This is a genomic window from Arthrobacter sp. NtRootA1 (genome assembly GCF_019976975.1).
Classification (GTDB): Bacteria; Actinomycetota; Actinomycetes; order Actinomycetales; family Micrococcaceae; genus Arthrobacter; species Arthrobacter aromaticivorans.
In genome coordinates this window covers 3,640,034-3,657,260 of the sequence record NZ_AP024630.1, presented here as the reverse complement: position 1 = coordinate 3,657,260, position 17,227 = coordinate 3,640,034, and the positions used below count along the sequence as shown (strand labels likewise).

Below are 17,227 nucleotides of genomic sequence, written 5' to 3'. Positions count from 1 at the left end.
TCCGGGGCCCTTGCTGTTAAGCCTTGACGCTAAGCCGATGGCTTAGGTGTTGGGACGCTTGCCGTGGTTCGCGCCGCCGCGCTTACGGTCACGACGCTTACGTGCACGCTTGCTCATAGCTGGCCTCCTTCGATGATTGATACTCAATAGAGCTGCCCTCCAGTTTCGCACATCCGGGCGTTCGCTCGCGAACCGGGTTGGACGACTGTCAGCTCCGCAGCGAATTCCTGATTGAGATGCGGGCTTGGTCCAACACTGCGCGCACTGTCTCAAGGGTTACGGGATTCAGCGGGTGCGAGGCGCTGTGTTGACGCAACTCCACGCGGATGTCATCGCGGAATGATTGGACCAGGAGCTCGGCCTCTTTGAGCATTCGGTGACCCTCAGGGGAAAAGCCCGCCGTCCTGCTTTGGAAGGTGGCGGCCGTCGCAGTGCTGCGCGCGGCCTCAGCCGTAGCGGCGAGATCCGCCTTCAGGCCACGCATGTTGGTTCTAATGTCTTCCCGAAGGTTGTCGGCCAGTCGACGCACGGAGGCTGAGATATTATCCTCGACGTCGGCAAGCTCCTGCCGCCGTCGGTTCAGCTCCGCCAGTCCTGTTTCGGTGATGAAGTACTTGGTGCGGCGGCCCTCGGTCTCTGTAGCTACAAGGCCTTCCTCCTCCAGTTTCCCAAGACGAGGATAGATCGTCCCGGCGCTGGGGGAGTAGGTGCCGCCGAACCGGTCACCCAGGGCCTTGATCAGCTCGTATCCGTGCTTGGGTCCTGACTCAAGCAGCGCCAGAAGGTACAAGCGCAGGGCGCCATGCGCAAAAACAGGAGGCATCAGAGACCCGCCTCCCCAGGCACCGGGTGGTCATTTCCCGAGGCTGGCGCTGTGCCATGCATGATGTAAGTCTTGCCGGAGACTGTGTTGGTCCGCACGAGCATGAGCCTCTCATCCGGACCGACGATGGTCTGCACCTTGCTTCCGGGCTGGGCATACATCTGGTCATCAATGATGACGGTGCCGCTGGCGGACTTGGCAACGATGTCCAGGCCGACGTCGTGCGGCAGCCGGATGGTGAGGTCCCCTGACACCGAATTGGCTCCGAGGTCGTTGGTGTAGTCGTGGAGGTCGAAGCTGAGGTCACCGCTCACGGTGCTTGCCCTGACGTTCTTGAACTTGCCCGAGGCGGTGACTTCACCTGAAACGCTCTTGGCGGTCAGGACGCCGTCGTGGTTTCTGGCTATGACTTCGCCACTGACGGTGTTGACGTGCAATTCACCGCTGGTGTCGTCGGCCATGACCGAGCCCGAAACTGTGTTGAGCCGAATCCGTCCCTTGACGCCGGAGACCATGCCATCGCCGTTTACTGTTCCCGCTTCGACGTCCACTCCGTGCGGAAGCGCGATCCCGACTACAACGGAGTTGGTGCTGGTGTTGTTGACGGTACCCATCAGGTTTCGAAACCAACCTTGTGGTCCCTGGAGTTGGTGGCGTACCTCCAGACGGCCGTTCACCAGCGTGACGATCAGGGGGTCGCCGCTGATTTCGCTGACCTCGATCCGGACGAAGGGTTCGTCGTGGCTGACGACGTCGAACCTTCCCTTGACTATTCCAAGTTTGAGCGAGTGGACATCGTCCACATCAATAGTTTGTGGGCCGGTCACGGTCCAAAGCTCGTCAGACATGATCCCTCCAAATTGCGATATATCGCGTTGATGAAAACACGATATATCGCGAATAGGGGGAACGCAATGGTTTGCTGGGAGGGCTACTCCGGCTGGGCGATGTTAAGCCACTGGAACCAGCCGCGGTGCAGCACGAGCCACGCGATCAATCCGTAGCCAGCCTGTCCGGGTGTCCCTCCATTGGCTGCGAGGTCCGTCCTCCATTGCTCGTGGTTCAGCAATGGAGAGAAAGTGTCAACGTAGTGGTGGTTGCGGCGGGTGGTGACATCGGCAAATGCTGTGTTCAAATCGGCCAGGCGTTTGTTGCGCGCGGGATCGAGAGTGGGTGGCGGGCCCACCACGAACACTTCAACGCCACTGTGCGAGGCCCCATCAAGGATATTGGCCAGGTTCAACCGGCTGCGTGCCGTGGAAAGCCCGAACTCCAGGTCACGGCCGGAGAGTCCTATGACCAATCGGTTCTCGTGCGAGTCGCTGAAACGGCGGCCGGCTTCGTCCTGCCATCGCGAGGCGAGTCCCTCGGTGCCTTCCATGGGGCAGGGGAGTGAGAAGCTTTCCACCACGACGGTGTCCTGGGGCGTGCGGGCCAGCACTCTTCCGAGCCAGCCCAAGGCGCGGGGGTCACCCAAGCCGGCGAGCAATTCATCTCCTACAGCCGCGATACGCAGCTTCCTGTCTTCCACGGTTACCTCTTCACACTCGTTACGGTCCTTGCACGGCTTTTGGATCTGCGGCCGGCTTGATGAACCGGGTACCTGTCCCATTAAACAGAACTGCCCGGCCGGAAGTGCATTGACAGCACCTCCAGCCGGGCAGTTTCTTGGCTACTTGCGTTCGAACGCCTGCTTGATCAAGGCATCCTGCTCAGCAGCGTGACGCTTCATGGAGCCTGCGGCGGTGGACGCAGATGCCGGACGCGACACGAGGCGGAGTTTGCGATCCAGCTCCGGTGCCAGGTTCAGGCCCATGAACGGCCACGGACCCTGGTTGGCGGGCTCGTCCTGGGCCCAGACGATGTCAGCGTTCGGGTACTTGGCGAGCTCTGCATCAATTTCGGCCTTCGGCAGCGGGTACAGCTGCTCCACGCGGATGATGGCAGTCGAGGTGTCCCCGGACTTCTGTCGGTTGGACAGGAGGTCGTAGTACAGGCGGCCGGAGACCAGGATGACCCGGTCCACGTTTGCAGCCTCTACCTCGGGATCGCTGATGACTGGCCTGAACCCGCCGGTAGTGAAGTCCTCGACGGCGGACGCGGCGCCCTTGAGGCGCAGCAACTGCTTCGGCGTGAAGATGATCAACGGCTTGCGGGGACGGCTGTAAGCCTGGCGACGCAGCAGGTGGAAGTGGGACGCTGCCGTGGTGGGGTTGGCGACGATCATGTTGTCCTCTGCACAGAGCTGCAGGAACCGCTCGATGCGTGCAGATGAGTGGTCAGGACCTTGGCCTTCGTAGCCGTGCGGCAGCATCAGCACGAGCGAGGAACGCTGTCCCCACTTCTGCTCAGCGGAGGAAATGAATTCGTCGATGATGGTCTGCGCACCGTTGACGAAGTCACCGAACTGGGCTTCCCACAGCACGAGGGCGTCGGGGCGCTCCACCGAGTATCCGTATTCAAAGCCCATGGCCGCATATTCGGACAGCAGGGAGTCATAGATCCACAGCTTGGCCTGGTTGTCCGAGAGGTTGCCCAGGGGCAGCCACTCATTGCCATTCGCGCGGTCGTGGAACACTGCGTGACGCTGCACGAAGGTACCGCGGCGCGAGTCCTGGCCGGCCAGCCGGACGGGGACGCCCTCCATGATCAGCGACCCGAAGGCCGCGATCTCGCCAAAGCCCCAGTCAATGCCGCCTTCACGGGACATTTGCTCACGCTTCTCCAGGAGCTGCTTGAGCTTGGAGTGAACCGTGAAGCCCTCCGGGATCTCCAGGTGGGCCTTGCCGATGCGGGCAAGGGTCTCGGGGGAGATGGCCGTGGAAGCCGGTGAGTTGGTTCCGAAGTCCGCCTGCTGGGCAATCGGGCGCTCGATGTCCGAGACAGCAGCAGAGTCAGCCGTGATGATCGGGATGGGGGAGGTCTGCGCTGCATGCGTCTCAGCAAAGACCCGCTCAAGGCGTTCCTGGTAGTCGCGGAGCAGCTGCTCGGCTTCTTCCTCGGTGATGTCGCCACGGCCGATCAGCGATTCGGTGTACAGCTTGCGGACCGAACGCTTGGCTTCGATCAGGTTGTACATCAGCGGCTGCGTCATCGAGGGGTCATCACCCTCGTTGTGACCACGGCGGCGGTAGCACACCATGTCGATGACAACGTCCTTGTGGAAGCGCTGGCGGAACTCGTAGGCGAGCTGCGCAACACGCACCACGGCTTCGGGGTCATCGCCATTCACGTGGAACACGGGGGCCTGGATCATCTTGGCAACATCCGTGGAGTACGTGGACGAACGCGAAGAGGACGGTGCCGTGGTGAAGCCAACCTGGTTGTTCACGATCACGTGGATGGTGCCACCCGTGCGGTAACCACGCAGCTGGGAAAGGTTGAGGGTCTCAGCAACAACACCTTGGCCTGCGAAGGCAGCGTCACCGTGAACCATGATCGGCAGGACCGGGAAGGACTCCCCTTGGTCCAGGCGGTCCTGCTTGGCGCGGACGATGCCCTCGAGCACGGAGTCGACTGCTTCAAGGTGGGACGGGTTGGCGGCGAGGTAGACCTTCGTCTGCTTGCCGTTGTCCGAGGTAAAGGTGCCTTCAGTACCGAGGTGGTACTTCACATCGCCGGACCCCTGGACAGAGCGCGGGTCCTGTGTGCCTTCGAATTCACGGAACACCTGTGCGTAGGTCTTGCCTGCGATGTTGGTGAGCACGTTCAGGCGGCCACGGTGGGCCATGCCGATCGCGACTTCGTCCAGGCCGTCGTCGGCAGCGTCCGAGATGACAGCGTCAAGGAGCGGAATAAGTGACTCGCCGCCTTCGAGGGAGAAGCGCTTCTGCCCGACGAACTTGGTCTGGAGGAAGGTCTCGAAAGCCTCGGCTGCATTGAGTTTTGAAACGATGCGCAGCTGCTCTTCGCGGCTCGGCTTGGAGTACGGGTGCTCCAGCTGGTCCTGGAACCACTTACGCTCCGCAGGCTCCTGGATGTGCATGTACTCGATGCCTGTGGTGCGGCAGTAGGCATCCCGCAGTACACCAAGGATGTCGCGGAACTTCAGCTGCGGCTTGCCGCCGAAGCCACCTGTGGGCCATTCGCGGTCCAGGTCCCAGAGCGTGAGGCCGTAGGTCAGGACATCAAGGTCAGGGTGCTTGCGCTGTACGTACTCCAGGGGATCCGTGTCTGCCATGAGGTGGCCACGCACACGGTAGGAGTGGATGAGCTGCTGGATGCGGGCAACCTTGTTGATCTCATCTGCAGGGTCAACCTGGAGGTCAGGGCTCCAACGGACGGGTTCGTACGGAATGCGGAGGGCTTCAAAGATTTCGTCGTAGAAGTTCTGCGCACCAAGGAGGAGCTGGTGGACCAGCTTGAGGAACTCGCCGCTGCCTGCGCCCTGGATGACCCGGTGGTCGTAGGTGGATGTCAGCGTGAGGATCTTGCTGATGGCGTTCTGGGCGATGATCTTCTCGCTGGCACCCTGGAACTCGGCCGGGTAGTCAAGGGCGCCGACGCCGATGATGGCTGCCTGTCCCTTGGAGAGACGTGGTACTGAGTGAACCGTGCCGATGCCGCCGGGGTTGGTCAGGGAGACCGTGGTGCCGGCGTGGTCATCCGCCGTGAGCTTGCCGTTGCGGGCCCGCTTGATGAGGTCCTCGTAGGTGTGCCAGAACTCGGCAAAGTCCATGGTCTCGGCCTTCTTGATGTTGGGAACCATCAGGAGGCGGGTGCCATCGGGCTTGGGCATGTCAATGGCGATGCCAAAGTTGACATGGGCGGGCTGGACAGCGCTCGGCTTGCCATCAATTTCGTCGTAGTAGACGTTCATTGACGGGAACTGGGAGAGCGCGCGCACAACCGCGTAGCCAATGAGGTGGGTGAAGGACACCTTGCCGCCGCGGGCACGTGCAAGGTTGGAGTTGATGACAACGCGGTTGTCGATCAGCAGCTTGGCAGGAACTGCCCGGACACTCGTGGCCGTAGGCACCTCAAGGCTGGTCACCATGTTGGTAGCGATGGCCTTGGCCGGTCCGCGGAGGACGGAAACGACGTCTTCCTCGGGAGCGGTGGGAGCCTTGGTGCTCTTGGGCAGCTGGGCAGGAATCGGCTGTGCGGCGTTGCCGCCGACGGGCTTCTTTGCTCCGTCCTTGGCAACCGTGGCGGGGGCTTTCTTCGCCGGAGCCGGGGCTGCTGCTTCAGCAGGGGCAGCGGTTGCAGGGGTGGTGGCCGGGGCAGCTTCGGGGGCGGCCGGCGCCGGTGCCGGTGCCGCTTCAGCCGGAGCTACGACGGGAAGAACTTGGGTGGGGGGATTGGCAGCGGCTGTGGCTGCGGAGGTTCCGTTGGAAGAAGTGCCGTCACCGGTATCGAAGGATTCGAAGAGCGGCCACCACTTGGCGTCGACCGAATTCTTGTCCTGCTGGTACCGCTCGTACAGTTCGTCAACGAGCCACTCGTTTCCGCCAAATTCCTCTGGTAGACGGTGGCTGGGCTGCTCTGGCACTTGAAATACGCCTCTTCCATGAGTTTTGATTTCCCGCTGGCCAAGGTCGCTTTTCCGCAACAATGCACCAGGGTCCGGGTCCCGCGAACTCAGACCTTTGTCAGTCTAGTTAGGATCGTTGGTTAACTGCCAATAGTGGTGACCTAAATCATGTTGAGGCCGACGTAATGCCCAGGCGCCCATTTTTCCTTCAGCGCGTCACCACTGCATGGGCCCGCAGTACCTGCCCTGTAGACTGAAACCCTTATGGACAGTAAATCTAGGTGCCGGCCTGGGAACTGTCGGGGGAGCCGATCAGGCAACTCCGCACAGCGCGCCCCTCGAGCCGGCAACACCCGTTCACATGCCCATCACGCGCCGGCTTTCCAAGCCGGTGGTGCCACGGACCATGCGTCTGCGGCACCCGATCAGCCTCCGCCGGGGCGAATCTCCCCCTTGGGGGCAAGTTCCGCACTGCAAGCGCCTGCCCTTGGAGGGAAGCGCTAAGTGGAATGGTTTCTCCTCCTTGCCGGCTTTGCCCTGATTCTTGGCACCGGCTTTTTTGTAGCAGTTGAGTTTTCCCTCGTTGCCCTGGACCAGGCGAGCGTTCAGCGCGCAGTTGACAACGGCGACCACGGCGCAGCTCCGCTGCTGAAGTGCTTGAAGTCCCTGTCCACCCAACTTTCCAGCTGCCAACTTGGCATCACGCTGACCACGCTCTTGACGGGTTTCGTTATGGAGCCATCTGTGGGGCAGCTCCTGGTGGGGCCGCTGGGCCTGCTGGGCCTCAGTCCGGAGGTCGCACATTCCATAGCCCTTGTTCTCGCAATGGCCTTCGCCACTTTGTTGTCGATGCTCCTGGGCGAGCTGGTACCCAAGAATATGGCCATCGCCCTTGCATTCCCGCTGGGCAGGAAGCTTGCCAGGCCACAACTGATTTTCACGGCGGTCTTCAAGCCGGCCATCGTGGTGCTGAACGGCTTCTCCAACAAGGTACTGAACTTGTTTGGGCTTGAAGCGAAAGAGGAAATCTCGGGAGCCCGGACTCCCGCTGAGCTGGCTTCACTGGTCCGGCGTTCCGCGGAGCTCGGCACACTGGACGCAGGCACAGCAAACTTTGTGGCGAGAACCTTGAATTTCTCGGGCCGCACTGCAGCGGACGTCATGACGCCGCGCATCCGGATGGAAACGATTGATGCCGACCAGCCTGTGAGCGACATCCTCGACGCCGCGCGGCGAACCGGATACTCCCGTTTCCCGGTGATTGGTGATTCGGCTGACGACATCCGCGGCGTGGTCCACATCAAGAAAGCAGTGGCTGTGCCTGCCGATCGTCGGGCGAAGCTTCAGGCCGGGGCGATCATGACGGACGTACTTCGCGTTCCCGAGACCATCCATTTGGATGCCCTCCTCTCCGAACTGCGCGAAGGAAACCTGCAACTGGCTGTCGTTCTGGATGAATATGGTGGCACTGCAGGGATAGCAACCCTGGAAGATCTGGTTGAGGAAATCGTGGGGGAGGTTTCCGATGAACACGACAAGGTCCGGCCCGGCCTTTTGCAGAGCGCATCCGGTGACTGGTACTTCCCTGGCCTGCTGAGGCCGGATGAGGTGTCCGAACAAATCCCCAACCTGACTGTTCCCGATGAGGCCGCCTACGAAACCGTTGGCGGTTATGTGATGAGCAAGCTTGGGCGCATCGCGAAAGTTGGTGATGTGGTGGAGGCCGGCGGCGGCACGCTGACCGTGACCCGGATGGACGGTCGGAGAATTGACCGGATCTGCTTCCACCACATTGAAGAAGACGAAGCGACGCTTGAGGACACGCAGAATGACCGCCACGAAGCAGGTGCCGTATGAGTGACTGGGCGGGAATTGCCTGGCTCGTGGTTCTTTTGATCGGCAATGCTTTCTTCGTGGGTGCGGAATTCGCGGTCATGTCCGCACGCCGCAGCCAGATTGAGCCTTTGGCGCAAGCTGGATCAAAGCGGGCGCAGACTACGCTGCGGGCCATGGAAAGTGTGTCCCTGATGCTGGCCTGCGCGCAGTTGGGCATCACAGTGTGCTCGCTCTTGATTCTTCAGGTTGCCGAGCCCGCCATCCATCACTTGTTGGCGGAGCCCCTTGAGATGGTTGGCGTCCCGATGGAGCTGGCGGATGTTATCGCCTTTGCCATTGCCCTCCTCTTTGTCACGTTCCTGCATGTGACGTTCGGAGAGATGGTCCCCAAGAACATCTCGGTATCCGTGGCGGACAAGGCGGCACTGCTGTTGGCGCCGCCGTTGGTGTTTATCGGCCGCATGGTCAAACCGGTGATCTGGACCCTCAACTGGCTTGCAAACCACATCCTCCGATTGATGAAGATCGAGCCCAAGGATGAAGTGTCGTCTTCGTTCACCCTTGAGGAAGTCCAGTCGATTGTGCAGGAATCCACGCGGCATGGCCTGGTGGACGATGACGCCGGCTTGCTCAGTGGTGCCCTGGAGTTCTCTGAACACACGGCGTCGCACATCATGGTTCCGTTGGACAAGCTGGTGGTCCTGAGGACAGCGTCGACTCCCGTCGAGTTGGAAAAGGCGGTCAGCCGTACGGGCTTCTCACGTTTCCCCACGGTGGACGACGACGGCGAACTTGCCGGATACCTGCACGTCAAGGACATCCTCTCCATACCTGAGGAGGGTCGCCGCCATCCGATTGCCGAGGGGCGGATCCGTTCTCTGGCGAACCTGTCCCCTGAGGATGAGATTGAGCAGGCGATGTCTGTGATGCAGCGCACCGGATCGCATCTGGCCCGTGTGGTTGGACCTGGAGGCGCGACACAGGGCGTGTTGTTCCTTGAGGACGTGATCGAGCAGTTGGTGGGCGAGATCCGCGATGCTACCCAGGCGACGGGTATCCGCCGTCTTGGTGGTCCGCAGACCCAGCAATAGCGGGAAATTGTGGCTGGCGCCGACCACCCGGGTCGGTGCCAGCACTGCTAAATAGGAATCATTCCCATTTAGGGCTAAACTGAACCCGACCAGTAAATGTTTTTGATTCTCATTTGAGTAGATCCGAGGTTTCCGTGCGTCGTTCTGTCGCCCGCATGTCATTGGCCGCTTCTGCCGGCTTTGCCGCCCTGTTGCTTTCATCCTGTGCCGGTAGCGCTGGGGCTGGAGCCCCATCGTCATCGTCGGGAGCCATTGAAGTGGTGACCTCCACGAATGTTTACGGGGATGTCGTGAAGGCCATCGGCGGAGACAAAGTCAACGTGAACGCGATCATCACCAAGACGAGCCAAGACCCACATTCTTACGAAGCCAGTGCGCAAGACAAGCTGGTCATCTCCAAAGCCAAGCTCGTGGTGGAGAACGGCGGAGGCTATGACGAATTCCTCCACAAAATCGCCGATGAGACCAACGTTGGCCACGAAAATATGATCAGCGCAGTTGAGGTCTCGGGGTTGGCTCCGGAAGAGGAAAGCCACAGCGAAGCTGCGTCCTCCGAGGAGGGCCACAACCATGACCACGGCGAGTTCAACGAGCACGTCTGGTACAGCCTGGACACGATGGGCAAATTGGCTGACGCGGTTGCCGGCAAACTCAGCAGCCTGGACGCTGCATCTGCTTCGACCTTCACCGCCAACGCCAACACGTTCAAGGCGAAGCTGACCGAGCTCAACGGGAAGCTTGCTGCCCTGAAGGAAGGCAACGACCACACTCCTGTGGCGATCACCGAACCCGTTCCTTTGTACCTGCTGGCAGCGGCCGGACTGGAGAACAAGACGCCGGAGGCCTACAGTGCAGCGATTGAAGAGGGAACCGATGTTCCGGCGTCGGTCCTGAAGGAAACCACAGACCTGGTGGGATCCGGAGGTGTCCGGCTGCTGGCGTACAACGAACAGACGGAAGGGCCGCAGACCGAGTCCGTAAAGCGGGCTGCCGAGACGGCGGGGGTGCCTGTAGTGAACTTCACCGAAACCTTGCCGGAGGGCAAGGGCTACGTGCAGTGGATGACAGACAACGTGGAATCCATCACGGCCGCGCTCAAGAAGTAGATTTCCTGACATCCCATTGCGGTGGGGGCTCCGTCGGCGTCCTAAGATATTCAGGATGGCTGCGGGGCCCTCTGTCTCTCACCAGCACAGAAACCTGTAGCAGCACAGGCGCCACTGTAAGGTGCAACCACCAGTTGCGTTCGCCAGCCGTTCGCCGGCAACGCATGAATCGAGGACAACTTTTGACACCCGTAGTGAGCCTCCGCGGAGCGAGCCTTCAGTTCGGCAAGAGGACACTCTGGCGCGATCTTGATCTCGACATACATCCGGGGGAGTTCTTTGCCGTCCTCGGGCCCAACGGAAGCGGTAAGACCAGCTTCCTGAAGGTTCTCCTGGGGCTTCAGGAACTGAAGTCAGGAACGGTTGCCTTGGGCGCGCATCCTGTGGAGCGAGGCAGCAAACGGATTGGTTACATTCCCCAACAAAAGTCCTTCGCGCCGGACACGCCTTTGCGCGCACGTGACCTGGTAGGGCTGGGCATTGACGGCCACCGGTGGGGTATGCGGGTGGCTTCAAGGAAGGTAAACCAGCGGATCGACGAACTGCTGGAGCTGGTGGGAGCCTCGGACTACGCGAAAGTGCCGGTGGGGCAGTTGTCTGGTGGAGAGCAACAAAGACTTCGGGTGGCCCAAGCCCTGGCTACGGAACCACAGGTACTCCTTTGTGATGAACCCTTGCTGTCCTTGGACCTGCATCATCAGCAGGGCGTCAGTTCACTCATCAACGAACAATGCCATGCCCGGAACAGTGCCGTCGTTTTCGTGACGCACGAAATCAATCCCGTGATCGACTACGTTGACCGCGTGCTCTACCTGGCCGGCGGCCATTTCCGTATAGGGACGCCACAGGAAGTGATGACCACCGAAGTCTTGTCCGAGCTGTACAACAGCCACGTGGAAGTCATCCACACCAACGGAAGGATCGTCGTCGTCGGGCTTCCGGACGCGACCACGCACTTTCATGACGACGCGCACGCCACGGCTGGGCAGGAGTTCTAAATGGACCTCAATGGCATCCTGCAGACCATCTTCAACTTTGAGAACTATGGCGAATTGCTGGCACTGGTTCAAAACTCCATTTGGGCCGGCGCTGTCCTTGGACTTCTTGGCGGACTCGTCGGCACGTTCGTGATGAAGCGGGACCTGGCGTTCGCCGTCCATGGCATCTCTGAACTGTCGTTTGCAGGTGCGGCTTTTGCCCTGCTGATCGGTGCCGATATCATTTTCGGCTCGCTGATCGGCTCAGTGGCTGCGGCACTGCTGCTGGGACTCATGGGTGTGAGGGCCCGGGACAAGAACTCGATCATCGGCGTGATCATGCCGTTCGGGCTTGGCCTGGGCATCTTGTTCCTTGCCCTGTACGAGGGCCGGGCCGCCAACAAATTCGGACTGCTTACCGGGCAGATAGTTTCCGTGGACACTGTCCAGCTCCAGGCACTCGCAGGAACGGCAGTCCTGGTGATGATTGCCCTTGGGGCAATCTGGCGCCCGCTCAGTTTTGCCAGCGTGGACCCGGAAATGGCTGAAGCCCGTGGTGTTCCCGTTCGGGGCCTGGCGATCGGATTCATGGTGCTGCTGGGGGTCAGTGTGGCTTTGTCCATCCAGATTGTGGGCGCACTGCTGGTTTTGGCGCTGCTCATCACACCGGCCGCTGCCGCGCTGCGGGTTACCACTTCACCACGCCTGGTGGTGCTTTTGAGTGTTGTGTTTGCGACCGCTGCCACGGTGGGTGGAATTCTGCTTGCCCTTGGCAGCCGGATTCCCATCAGCCCTTATGTCACCACGCTGTCATTCCTTATTTACGTAGTGTGCCGTGTGATCGGGCGGGTGCGTGCCAACCGTGGCCTCAACGGCCGCGTATCGCGGGACCAGCCTGCCGGCGCTCTCTAGAGCTTTCCGGCGGCCTTCCTGGCTGTGCATTCAGGGCACAGTCCAAAGATCTCCACGGTGTGCGCCACCTCGGTGAAACCATGCTCAGCGGCTGTTCGGGCCGCCCAGGTCTCAACAGCGGGGGCCTCAACTTCCACTGCCTTGCCGCAGTTCCTGCAGAGCAAATGGTGGTGGTGTCCAGTGACGGTGCAGCGGCGGTAGACGGCTTCGCCCTCCCCGTTGCGCAGGACATCAATGAGTCCGTCGTCGGCAAGTGACTGCAGGATGCGGTAGGCCGTGGCAAGGGATACGGAGATGCCCTTGTTCTGCAGGAGCCGGTACAGTTCCTGGGTGCTGACGAAGTCGTCCAATTCATCCAGCGCCGCGCTGACAGCCAGGCGTTGCTTGGTGACGCGCTGCTCCTTGACGCCTGTTACCGCCGGCGAGGCCGGGCCGGTGGTGGCAGAATTGGTGCCTTGTGGCATTGAAAGACTCACTTCCCTGGAAACGCTGGCAAACCCCAATTTTACCAGTAGGGGAGGCTTGGAAACTGTCGGCAGCCGCCCCTAGGCTGTCACCATGAAGCTCACCAAGTTCACGCATGCCTGTATCCGGTTGGAGAAGGACCGGCGGGTCCTGGTCATCGATCCCGGCACCTTCTCTGAGTCCGAAGAAGCGTTGGCAGGTGCGCACGCTGTCCTTGTAACGCATGAGCACAACGACCATATTGATCGGCCGGCCGTGCTGGCGGCCCTGCGCAGCAACTCTTCGCTTGAGGTCTATGCGCCGGCAGGTGTTGCAAAGTCCCTCACCGAGGCTGCAGGGGTGGACGGAACCGGATCCGAAGCGTTGGCCGATCGCATCCATACGGTCGAACCGGGGTCCGATTTTGAGGCTGCGGGGTTCCCGGTGCGGACCTTCGGTGGCCAGCATGCAGTCATCCATGCCCAGATTCCCGTGGTGTCCAACATCGGCTACCTGGTGGATGGGAACGTCTTCCACCCTGGGGATTCATTCGTGGTTCCGGACGGTATCAACGTCCAAACCCTCCTGGTGCCCATCCATGCGCCATGGTCCAAAGTGGGGGAAGTGGTGGATTTTGTCATCTCTGTGCGCGCGCCCAAAGCGTTCCCCGTCCATGATGGTCTGCTTAACGAACTGGGTCGCGGGATCGTGGAAGGCCACGTCACACGGATCGGTGCCCGTTACGGAACCGCCTACACGCGACTGGCGCCCCGTGAGTCAGTAGAGGTTTAACCGGTCCACACACCGGTTTCGTGGAATCGCTCCAACACCGCTTCATACGGTGCAGGGTCCAGTCCTTTGCTGGCCAGCCACCCGGCGTCGTTATAACTGCCGACATAGCGGTCGCCGCCGTCGCACATGAGCGAGACGATGCTTCCCTTTCGCCCTTCCGAGACCATCTGCGCCACGAGTTGCCAGACGCCCCAAAGGTTGGTGCCCGTAGAGGGCCCTGCATGCAATCCGGTGAGCCTACGCAGGTGTCGCATGGCCGCCACAGAGGCTGCGTCCGGGACTTGGATCATGTGATCAATGACAGCCGGGACGAAGCTCGGCTCCGCGCGGGGACGGCCGATGCCTTCGATGCGGGACGGCAAACCCGTGGCGGCGGCGGCATCGCCATCACGCCATGCCGGGTAGAACGCAGAGTTCTCCGGGTCCACCACTGCAAGGCAGGTGTTGTGCCTGTTGTATCGCAGGTAGCGACCAATGGTCGCGCTCGTGCCGCCGGTTCCTGCGCCCACCACGATCCATGCGGGAACCGGATGCTCTTCACGGGAGAGCTGCTGGAAGATTGATTCAGCGATGTTGTTGTTGCCCCTCCAGTCCGTGGCGCGCTCGGCGAAGGTGAACTGGTCCATGTAGTAGCCGCCGGACGTTTTCGCGGTCTCCTCCGCCACGGCGTATACCTCTGAAGGGTGATCCACCAAGAGGCAGGCGCCCCCGAACTCCTCGATAAGGGCGATCTTTTCAGGGCTGGTGGTCTTGGTCATGACAGCGATGAAGGGCAAACCAATGAGCCGGGCGAAGTACGCTTCTGAGACCGCCGTGCTGCCGCTGGAGGCTTCCACGATAGTAGTGCCCTCCGTGATCCAGCCATTAACCAGTCCGTAGAGGAACAGCGAACGGGCCAGGCGATGTTTGAGGCTGCCTGATCGGTGCGTCGACTCGTCCTTGAGGTAGAGGTGGACTCCCCAATGTTCAGGCAGTGGGACTGCGTAGAGGTGCGTATCTGCCGAACGGTTGTTCTCGGCTTCGATCTTGCGGATGGCCTCGCTGGCCCAAACCCTGTCCTGAATGCACGAATTGCTCACCGGACAAGCGTACCGGCGGGGCGTAGAACACAAGACTAGGCTGGAAGACGGGCATAGGTAGCACAGCGCCCACGCAGGCTTAGCTGAAGGAGAGCAGATGACCATTCTGATGGAGGCGTCCGAAGTACACCGGCGACTCGCGGCGGGGGAGCGTACCGTGCTCCTGGACGTGCGTTGGGTTCTGGGCAGGACGGATGGGCACAGCCAATATCTGGAAGGCCACCTGCCAGGGGCGGTTTTCGTGGACCTGCCCAGCGAACTCGCGGACCACGCACAACCTGCCCTGGGCCGGCACCCCCTTCCCTCCAGCGAACGCTTCCAGCTTGCCGCGCGACGCTGGGGGATCAACGACGGCGACACCGTGGTCGCTTATGACAACAGTGGCAGTATGGCCGCGGCCCGCGCCTGGTGGATGCTGCGGAATGCAGGCGTGGAAACCGTCTACCTGCTCGACGGCGGACTGGCCGCCTGGCGTGCGGCAGGTCACCCTGTGGAGGCAGGCGAGGTGACGCCCGCCGTCGGGAATGTCACCCTGGCCGACGGCAAAATGCCCACTATCACCGAGGAGGAAGCCGCGCACTGGCATGAGCGGGGCGTACTGCTGGATGCGCGCGCCGGGGAACGTTACAGGGGCGAAATCGAACCTATTGACCCCCGCGCCGGACACATTCCGGGCGCTGTCAGCGCACCAACTACCGATAACCTCACCGCGGAAGGCACGTTCCTGCCAGCGGAGGAACTGCGCAGGCGCTTCGCTGGATTGGGAGCGGATGTCCCGGGCAACATTGCCGTCTATTGCGGGTCCGGCGTCACGGCTGCTCACCAGGTTGCCGCCCTCGAAATTGCTGGACACACAGCGGCACTTTTCCCGGGGTCCTTCTCGCAATGGTCAAACAATGCCGCGAATCCCGTCGCCGTTGGCAGTGAACCATTCGAGGATGAATATGTGGGGAACACCGGAGACACTGCTAGCGCGCACGGCCAAAGTGGCACGAGCGCTGCTGCCGGGAGTAGCGTCGGATCATGACCCCTGGACGTCCCGTGCCCCCGCCCTTGGCGAAGCCGATCCCAATGGACACAGCGAAGCCAATCCCAATGGACACAGCGAAGCCAATCCCAATGGACACAGCGAAGCCAATTCCGATGGATACAGCAAACCCTGTTCCTGCGCAGTCATCGGATCCTGAAGGGTCCACGCTCGCGGCGGCTTTTGGTGCGACCTCGCCGGACAGTGGGTTGGTACCGCTTACTGTCGCGCGCCGTGCGCCCAAGGAAGACGATGTGGAGATCGCGATCGAGTTTTGCGGTCTTTGCCACTCCGATGTTCATGCGACACGTGGCGAATGGCGTTTGCCACCATATCCGCTGGTTCCGGGCCATGAGATCGTCGGCAGGGTAACGCGGGTGGGTGCTGCTGTGCAGGATTTCGCTCCGGGTGACCGCGTTGGCGTTGGCTGCCTCGTGGATTCCTGCCGCGAGTGCGAGAGCTGCCTGGACGGGCTGGAGCAGTACTGCGAGCGGGGCAATATTGGCACGTACGGAGTTCCGGACCCGCGCAATGGCAACGCAATCACCCAAGGAGGATATTCGACGTCGGTGGTGGTTGACCGGCGCTTCGTGCTACGCATCCCCGAAGCCCTGGACCCTGCGGCAGCCGCCCCTCTGTTGTGCGCGGGAATCACCACATATTCGCCCTTGAGGTACTTCGACGTCGAAGAGGGAGACTCGGTGGGAGTTGTGGGGTTGGGAGGCTTGGGCCACATGGCCGTCAAGATCGCGAAGGCCATGGGCGCGGAGGTTACCGTGTTCACCACCTCTGAAGCGAAGTTCGACGCCGCACGGGAATTGGGAGCGGACCACGTGGTGTTGTCCAGGGATGAAGAAGCCATGGCGGGCGCGAACGGGAGCCTCGACGTCATCATTGACACCTTTGCTGCGCCGCATGACCTCAACCCCTACTTCCGCACGCTGCGGCTTGATGGGGCACTTTTCCAGCTTGGGCTCCCGGCCGAAGACATGCCGCCCGTCAGCCCGGGACTGCTTATACGCCGTCGGTTGGCCTATGCAGGTTCGCTGATTGGCGGGATCGAGGAAACCCAGGAGATGCTCGACTTCTGTGCCGAGCATGGAGTTGCCAGCGACATCGAGATCGTAGGCGCCGACCAACTCAACGAAGCCTATGACCGTATGGTGGCCGGAGACGTGAAATACCGGTTTGTACTGGACACCGCAACACTTCAGGAACCGTCAGAAAGGGCAGATGCATGAGCACGCTGTTCACCAAGATCATCAACGGGGAAATCCCGGGCCGTTTCGTGTGGAAGGACGAGGATGTTGTGGCGTTTCTGACAATCGCTCCGATAACGCCGGGACACACACTGGTGGTGCCTCGTGAGGAAGTGGATTCCTGGACGCACGCCAGCCCGGAGCTTTTAGCCAAAGTCATGGACGTTGCCCAGAGGATCGGGAAGGTCCAGGAAGATCTTTTCAGCGCCAAGCGCGTGGGTGTCCTGATGGAAGGCTTTGAGGTGGACCACTTGCACGTCCACATCTGGCCGGCCTATTCGATGGCGGACTTTGAGGTACACAACGTGGACCATAATCCGGATCCTGCCGTCATGGATGCCACGGCTGTGAAGCTCCGCGGGGCCTTGCGGGCTGCCGGCCACGGGGACTGCGTACCTGAAGACTAAC

General features: G+C 61.2%; 15 protein-coding genes. 9 read left to right on the top strand and 6 right to left on the bottom strand.

Annotation, left to right across the window (positions count from 1 at the left end):
- Positions 1-208: 208 nt before the first annotated feature.
- The 4 genes from LDN90_RS16605 to LDN90_RS16590 all read right to left on the bottom strand — a co-directional run bounded on the left by LDN90_RS16605 (position 209) and on the right by LDN90_RS16590 (position 6,314).
- A complete protein-coding gene (locus tag LDN90_RS16605) occupies positions 209-823 on the bottom strand; it encodes a PadR family transcriptional regulator (RefSeq protein ID WP_223946396.1) in 615 nt (204 codons plus the stop codon).
- Complete coding sequence (locus LDN90_RS16600; RefSeq protein WP_223946395.1) at positions 823-1,671, bottom strand: DUF4097 family beta strand repeat-containing protein; 849 nt, start codon at positions 1,669-1,671, stop codon at positions 823-825. The genes LDN90_RS16605 and LDN90_RS16600 overlap by 1 nt, the downstream gene beginning before the upstream one ends.
- An 83-nt stretch (positions 1,672-1,754) precedes the next feature.
- Positions 1,755-2,354, bottom strand: a complete 600-nt coding sequence (locus LDN90_RS16595; protein WP_216923989.1) for a GDSL-type esterase/lipase family protein — start codon at positions 2,352-2,354, stop codon at positions 1,755-1,757.
- A gap of 141 nt (positions 2,355-2,495) precedes the next feature.
- Positions 2,496-6,314: a multifunctional oxoglutarate decarboxylase/oxoglutarate dehydrogenase thiamine pyrophosphate-binding subunit/dihydrolipoyllysine-residue succinyltransferase subunit gene (locus LDN90_RS16590; RefSeq protein ID WP_216923988.1), complete on the bottom strand. Its 3,819-nt coding sequence runs from the start codon at positions 6,312-6,314 to the stop codon at positions 2,496-2,498.
- Between the two features lie 486 nt (positions 6,315-6,800).
- Here LDN90_RS16590 and LDN90_RS16585 point away from each other — a divergent pair, with 486 nt between their 5' ends.
- From LDN90_RS16585 to LDN90_RS16565, 5 genes are all read left to right on the top strand, one after another.
- On the top strand, positions 6,801-8,153 hold the full coding sequence (locus LDN90_RS16585) for a hemolysin family protein (protein WP_216923987.1): 1,353 nt from the start codon (positions 6,801-6,803) through the stop codon (positions 8,151-8,153).
- On the top strand, positions 8,150-9,223 hold the full coding sequence (locus tag LDN90_RS16580) for a hemolysin family protein (RefSeq protein ID WP_223946394.1): 1,074 nt from the start codon (positions 8,150-8,152) through the stop codon (positions 9,221-9,223). The genes LDN90_RS16585 and LDN90_RS16580 overlap by 4 nt, the downstream gene beginning before the upstream one ends.
- A gap of 155 nt (positions 9,224-9,378) precedes the next feature.
- Positions 9,379-10,329: a zinc ABC transporter substrate-binding protein gene (locus LDN90_RS16575; RefSeq protein ID WP_223949313.1), complete on the top strand. Its 951-nt coding sequence runs from the start codon at positions 9,379-9,381 to the stop codon at positions 10,327-10,329.
- Positions 10,330-10,511: 182 nt separating this feature from the next.
- Positions 10,512-11,327: a metal ABC transporter ATP-binding protein gene (locus LDN90_RS16570; RefSeq protein WP_223946393.1), complete on the top strand. Its 816-nt coding sequence runs from the start codon at positions 10,512-10,514 to the stop codon at positions 11,325-11,327.
- Positions 11,328-12,218 carry a metal ABC transporter permease gene (locus LDN90_RS16565; protein ID WP_216923984.1) on the top strand — a complete coding sequence of 297 codons (891 nt, stop codon included), beginning with the start codon at positions 11,328-11,330 and terminating at the stop codon, positions 12,216-12,218.
- Here LDN90_RS16565 and LDN90_RS16560 read toward each other — a convergent pair.
- Entirely contained in the window at positions 12,215-12,682 is a 468-nt protein-coding gene (locus LDN90_RS16560; RefSeq protein ID WP_223946392.1) for a Fur family transcriptional regulator, read from the bottom strand. The genes LDN90_RS16565 and LDN90_RS16560 overlap by 4 nt on opposite strands.
- Positions 12,683-12,776: 94 nt before the next feature.
- Here LDN90_RS16560 and LDN90_RS16555 point away from each other — a divergent pair, with 94 nt between their 5' ends.
- On the top strand, positions 12,777-13,454 hold the full coding sequence (locus LDN90_RS16555; protein ID WP_223946391.1) for an MBL fold metallo-hydrolase: 678 nt from the start codon (positions 12,777-12,779) through the stop codon (positions 13,452-13,454).
- Here LDN90_RS16555 and LDN90_RS16550 read toward each other — a convergent pair.
- Positions 13,451-14,533 (bottom strand): PLP-dependent cysteine synthase family protein, encoded by a 1,083-nt coding sequence (locus LDN90_RS16550; RefSeq protein ID WP_223946390.1) that lies wholly within the window; start codon positions 14,531-14,533, stop codon positions 13,451-13,453. The genes LDN90_RS16555 and LDN90_RS16550 overlap by 4 nt on opposite strands.
- 97 nt (positions 14,534-14,630) lie before the next feature.
- Between LDN90_RS16550 and LDN90_RS16545 the strand changes: the two genes are divergently transcribed.
- The 3 genes from LDN90_RS16545 to LDN90_RS16535 are packed head-to-tail and all read left to right on the top strand — an operon-like array spanning position 14,631 to position 17,226.
- Positions 14,631-15,560: a sulfurtransferase gene (locus LDN90_RS16545; protein ID WP_223946389.1), complete on the top strand. Its 930-nt coding sequence runs from the start codon at positions 14,631-14,633 to the stop codon at positions 15,558-15,560.
- A complete protein-coding gene (locus LDN90_RS16540; RefSeq protein WP_223946388.1) occupies positions 15,557-16,801 on the top strand; it encodes an NAD(P)-dependent alcohol dehydrogenase in 1,245 nt (414 codons plus the stop codon). The genes LDN90_RS16545 and LDN90_RS16540 overlap by 4 nt, the downstream gene beginning before the upstream one ends.
- Entirely contained in the window at positions 16,798-17,226 is a 429-nt protein-coding gene (locus tag LDN90_RS16535; RefSeq protein WP_223946387.1) for an HIT family protein, read from the top strand. The genes LDN90_RS16540 and LDN90_RS16535 overlap by 4 nt, the downstream gene beginning before the upstream one ends.
- The last annotated feature ends 1 nt before the right edge of the window (position 17,227 follow it).

Excerpts from the sequence above, each read along its gene's own strand:
- LDN90_RS16605 (WP_223946396.1), bottom strand. The coding sequence starts at position 823 with ATGCCTCCTGTTTTTGCGCATGGCGCCCTGCGCTTGTACCTTCTGGCG.
- LDN90_RS16600 (WP_223946395.1), bottom strand. The coding sequence starts at position 1,671 with ATGTCTGACGAGCTTTGGACCGTGACCGGCCCACAAACTATTGATGTG.
- LDN90_RS16580 (WP_223946394.1), top strand. The coding sequence starts at position 8,150 with ATGAGTGACTGGGCGGGAATTGCCTGGCTCGTGGTTCTTTTGATCGGC.
- LDN90_RS16575 (WP_223949313.1), top strand. The coding sequence starts at position 9,379 with ATGTCATTGGCCGCTTCTGCCGGCTTTGCCGCCCTGTTGCTTTCATCC.
- LDN90_RS16565 (WP_216923984.1), top strand. The coding sequence starts at position 11,328 with ATGGACCTCAATGGCATCCTGCAGACCATCTTCAACTTTGAGAACTAT.
- LDN90_RS16560 (WP_223946392.1), bottom strand. The coding sequence starts at position 12,682 with ATGCCACAAGGCACCAATTCTGCCACCACCGGCCCGGCCTCGCCGGCG.
- LDN90_RS16555 (WP_223946391.1), top strand. The coding sequence starts at position 12,777 with ATGAAGCTCACCAAGTTCACGCATGCCTGTATCCGGTTGGAGAAGGAC.
- LDN90_RS16545 (WP_223946389.1), top strand. The coding sequence starts at position 14,631 with ATGACCATTCTGATGGAGGCGTCCGAAGTACACCGGCGACTCGCGGCG.
- LDN90_RS16540 (WP_223946388.1), top strand. The coding sequence starts at position 15,557 with ATGACCCCTGGACGTCCCGTGCCCCCGCCCTTGGCGAAGCCGATCCCA.
- LDN90_RS16535 (WP_223946387.1), top strand. The coding sequence starts at position 16,798 with ATGAGCACGCTGTTCACCAAGATCATCAACGGGGAAATCCCGGGCCGT.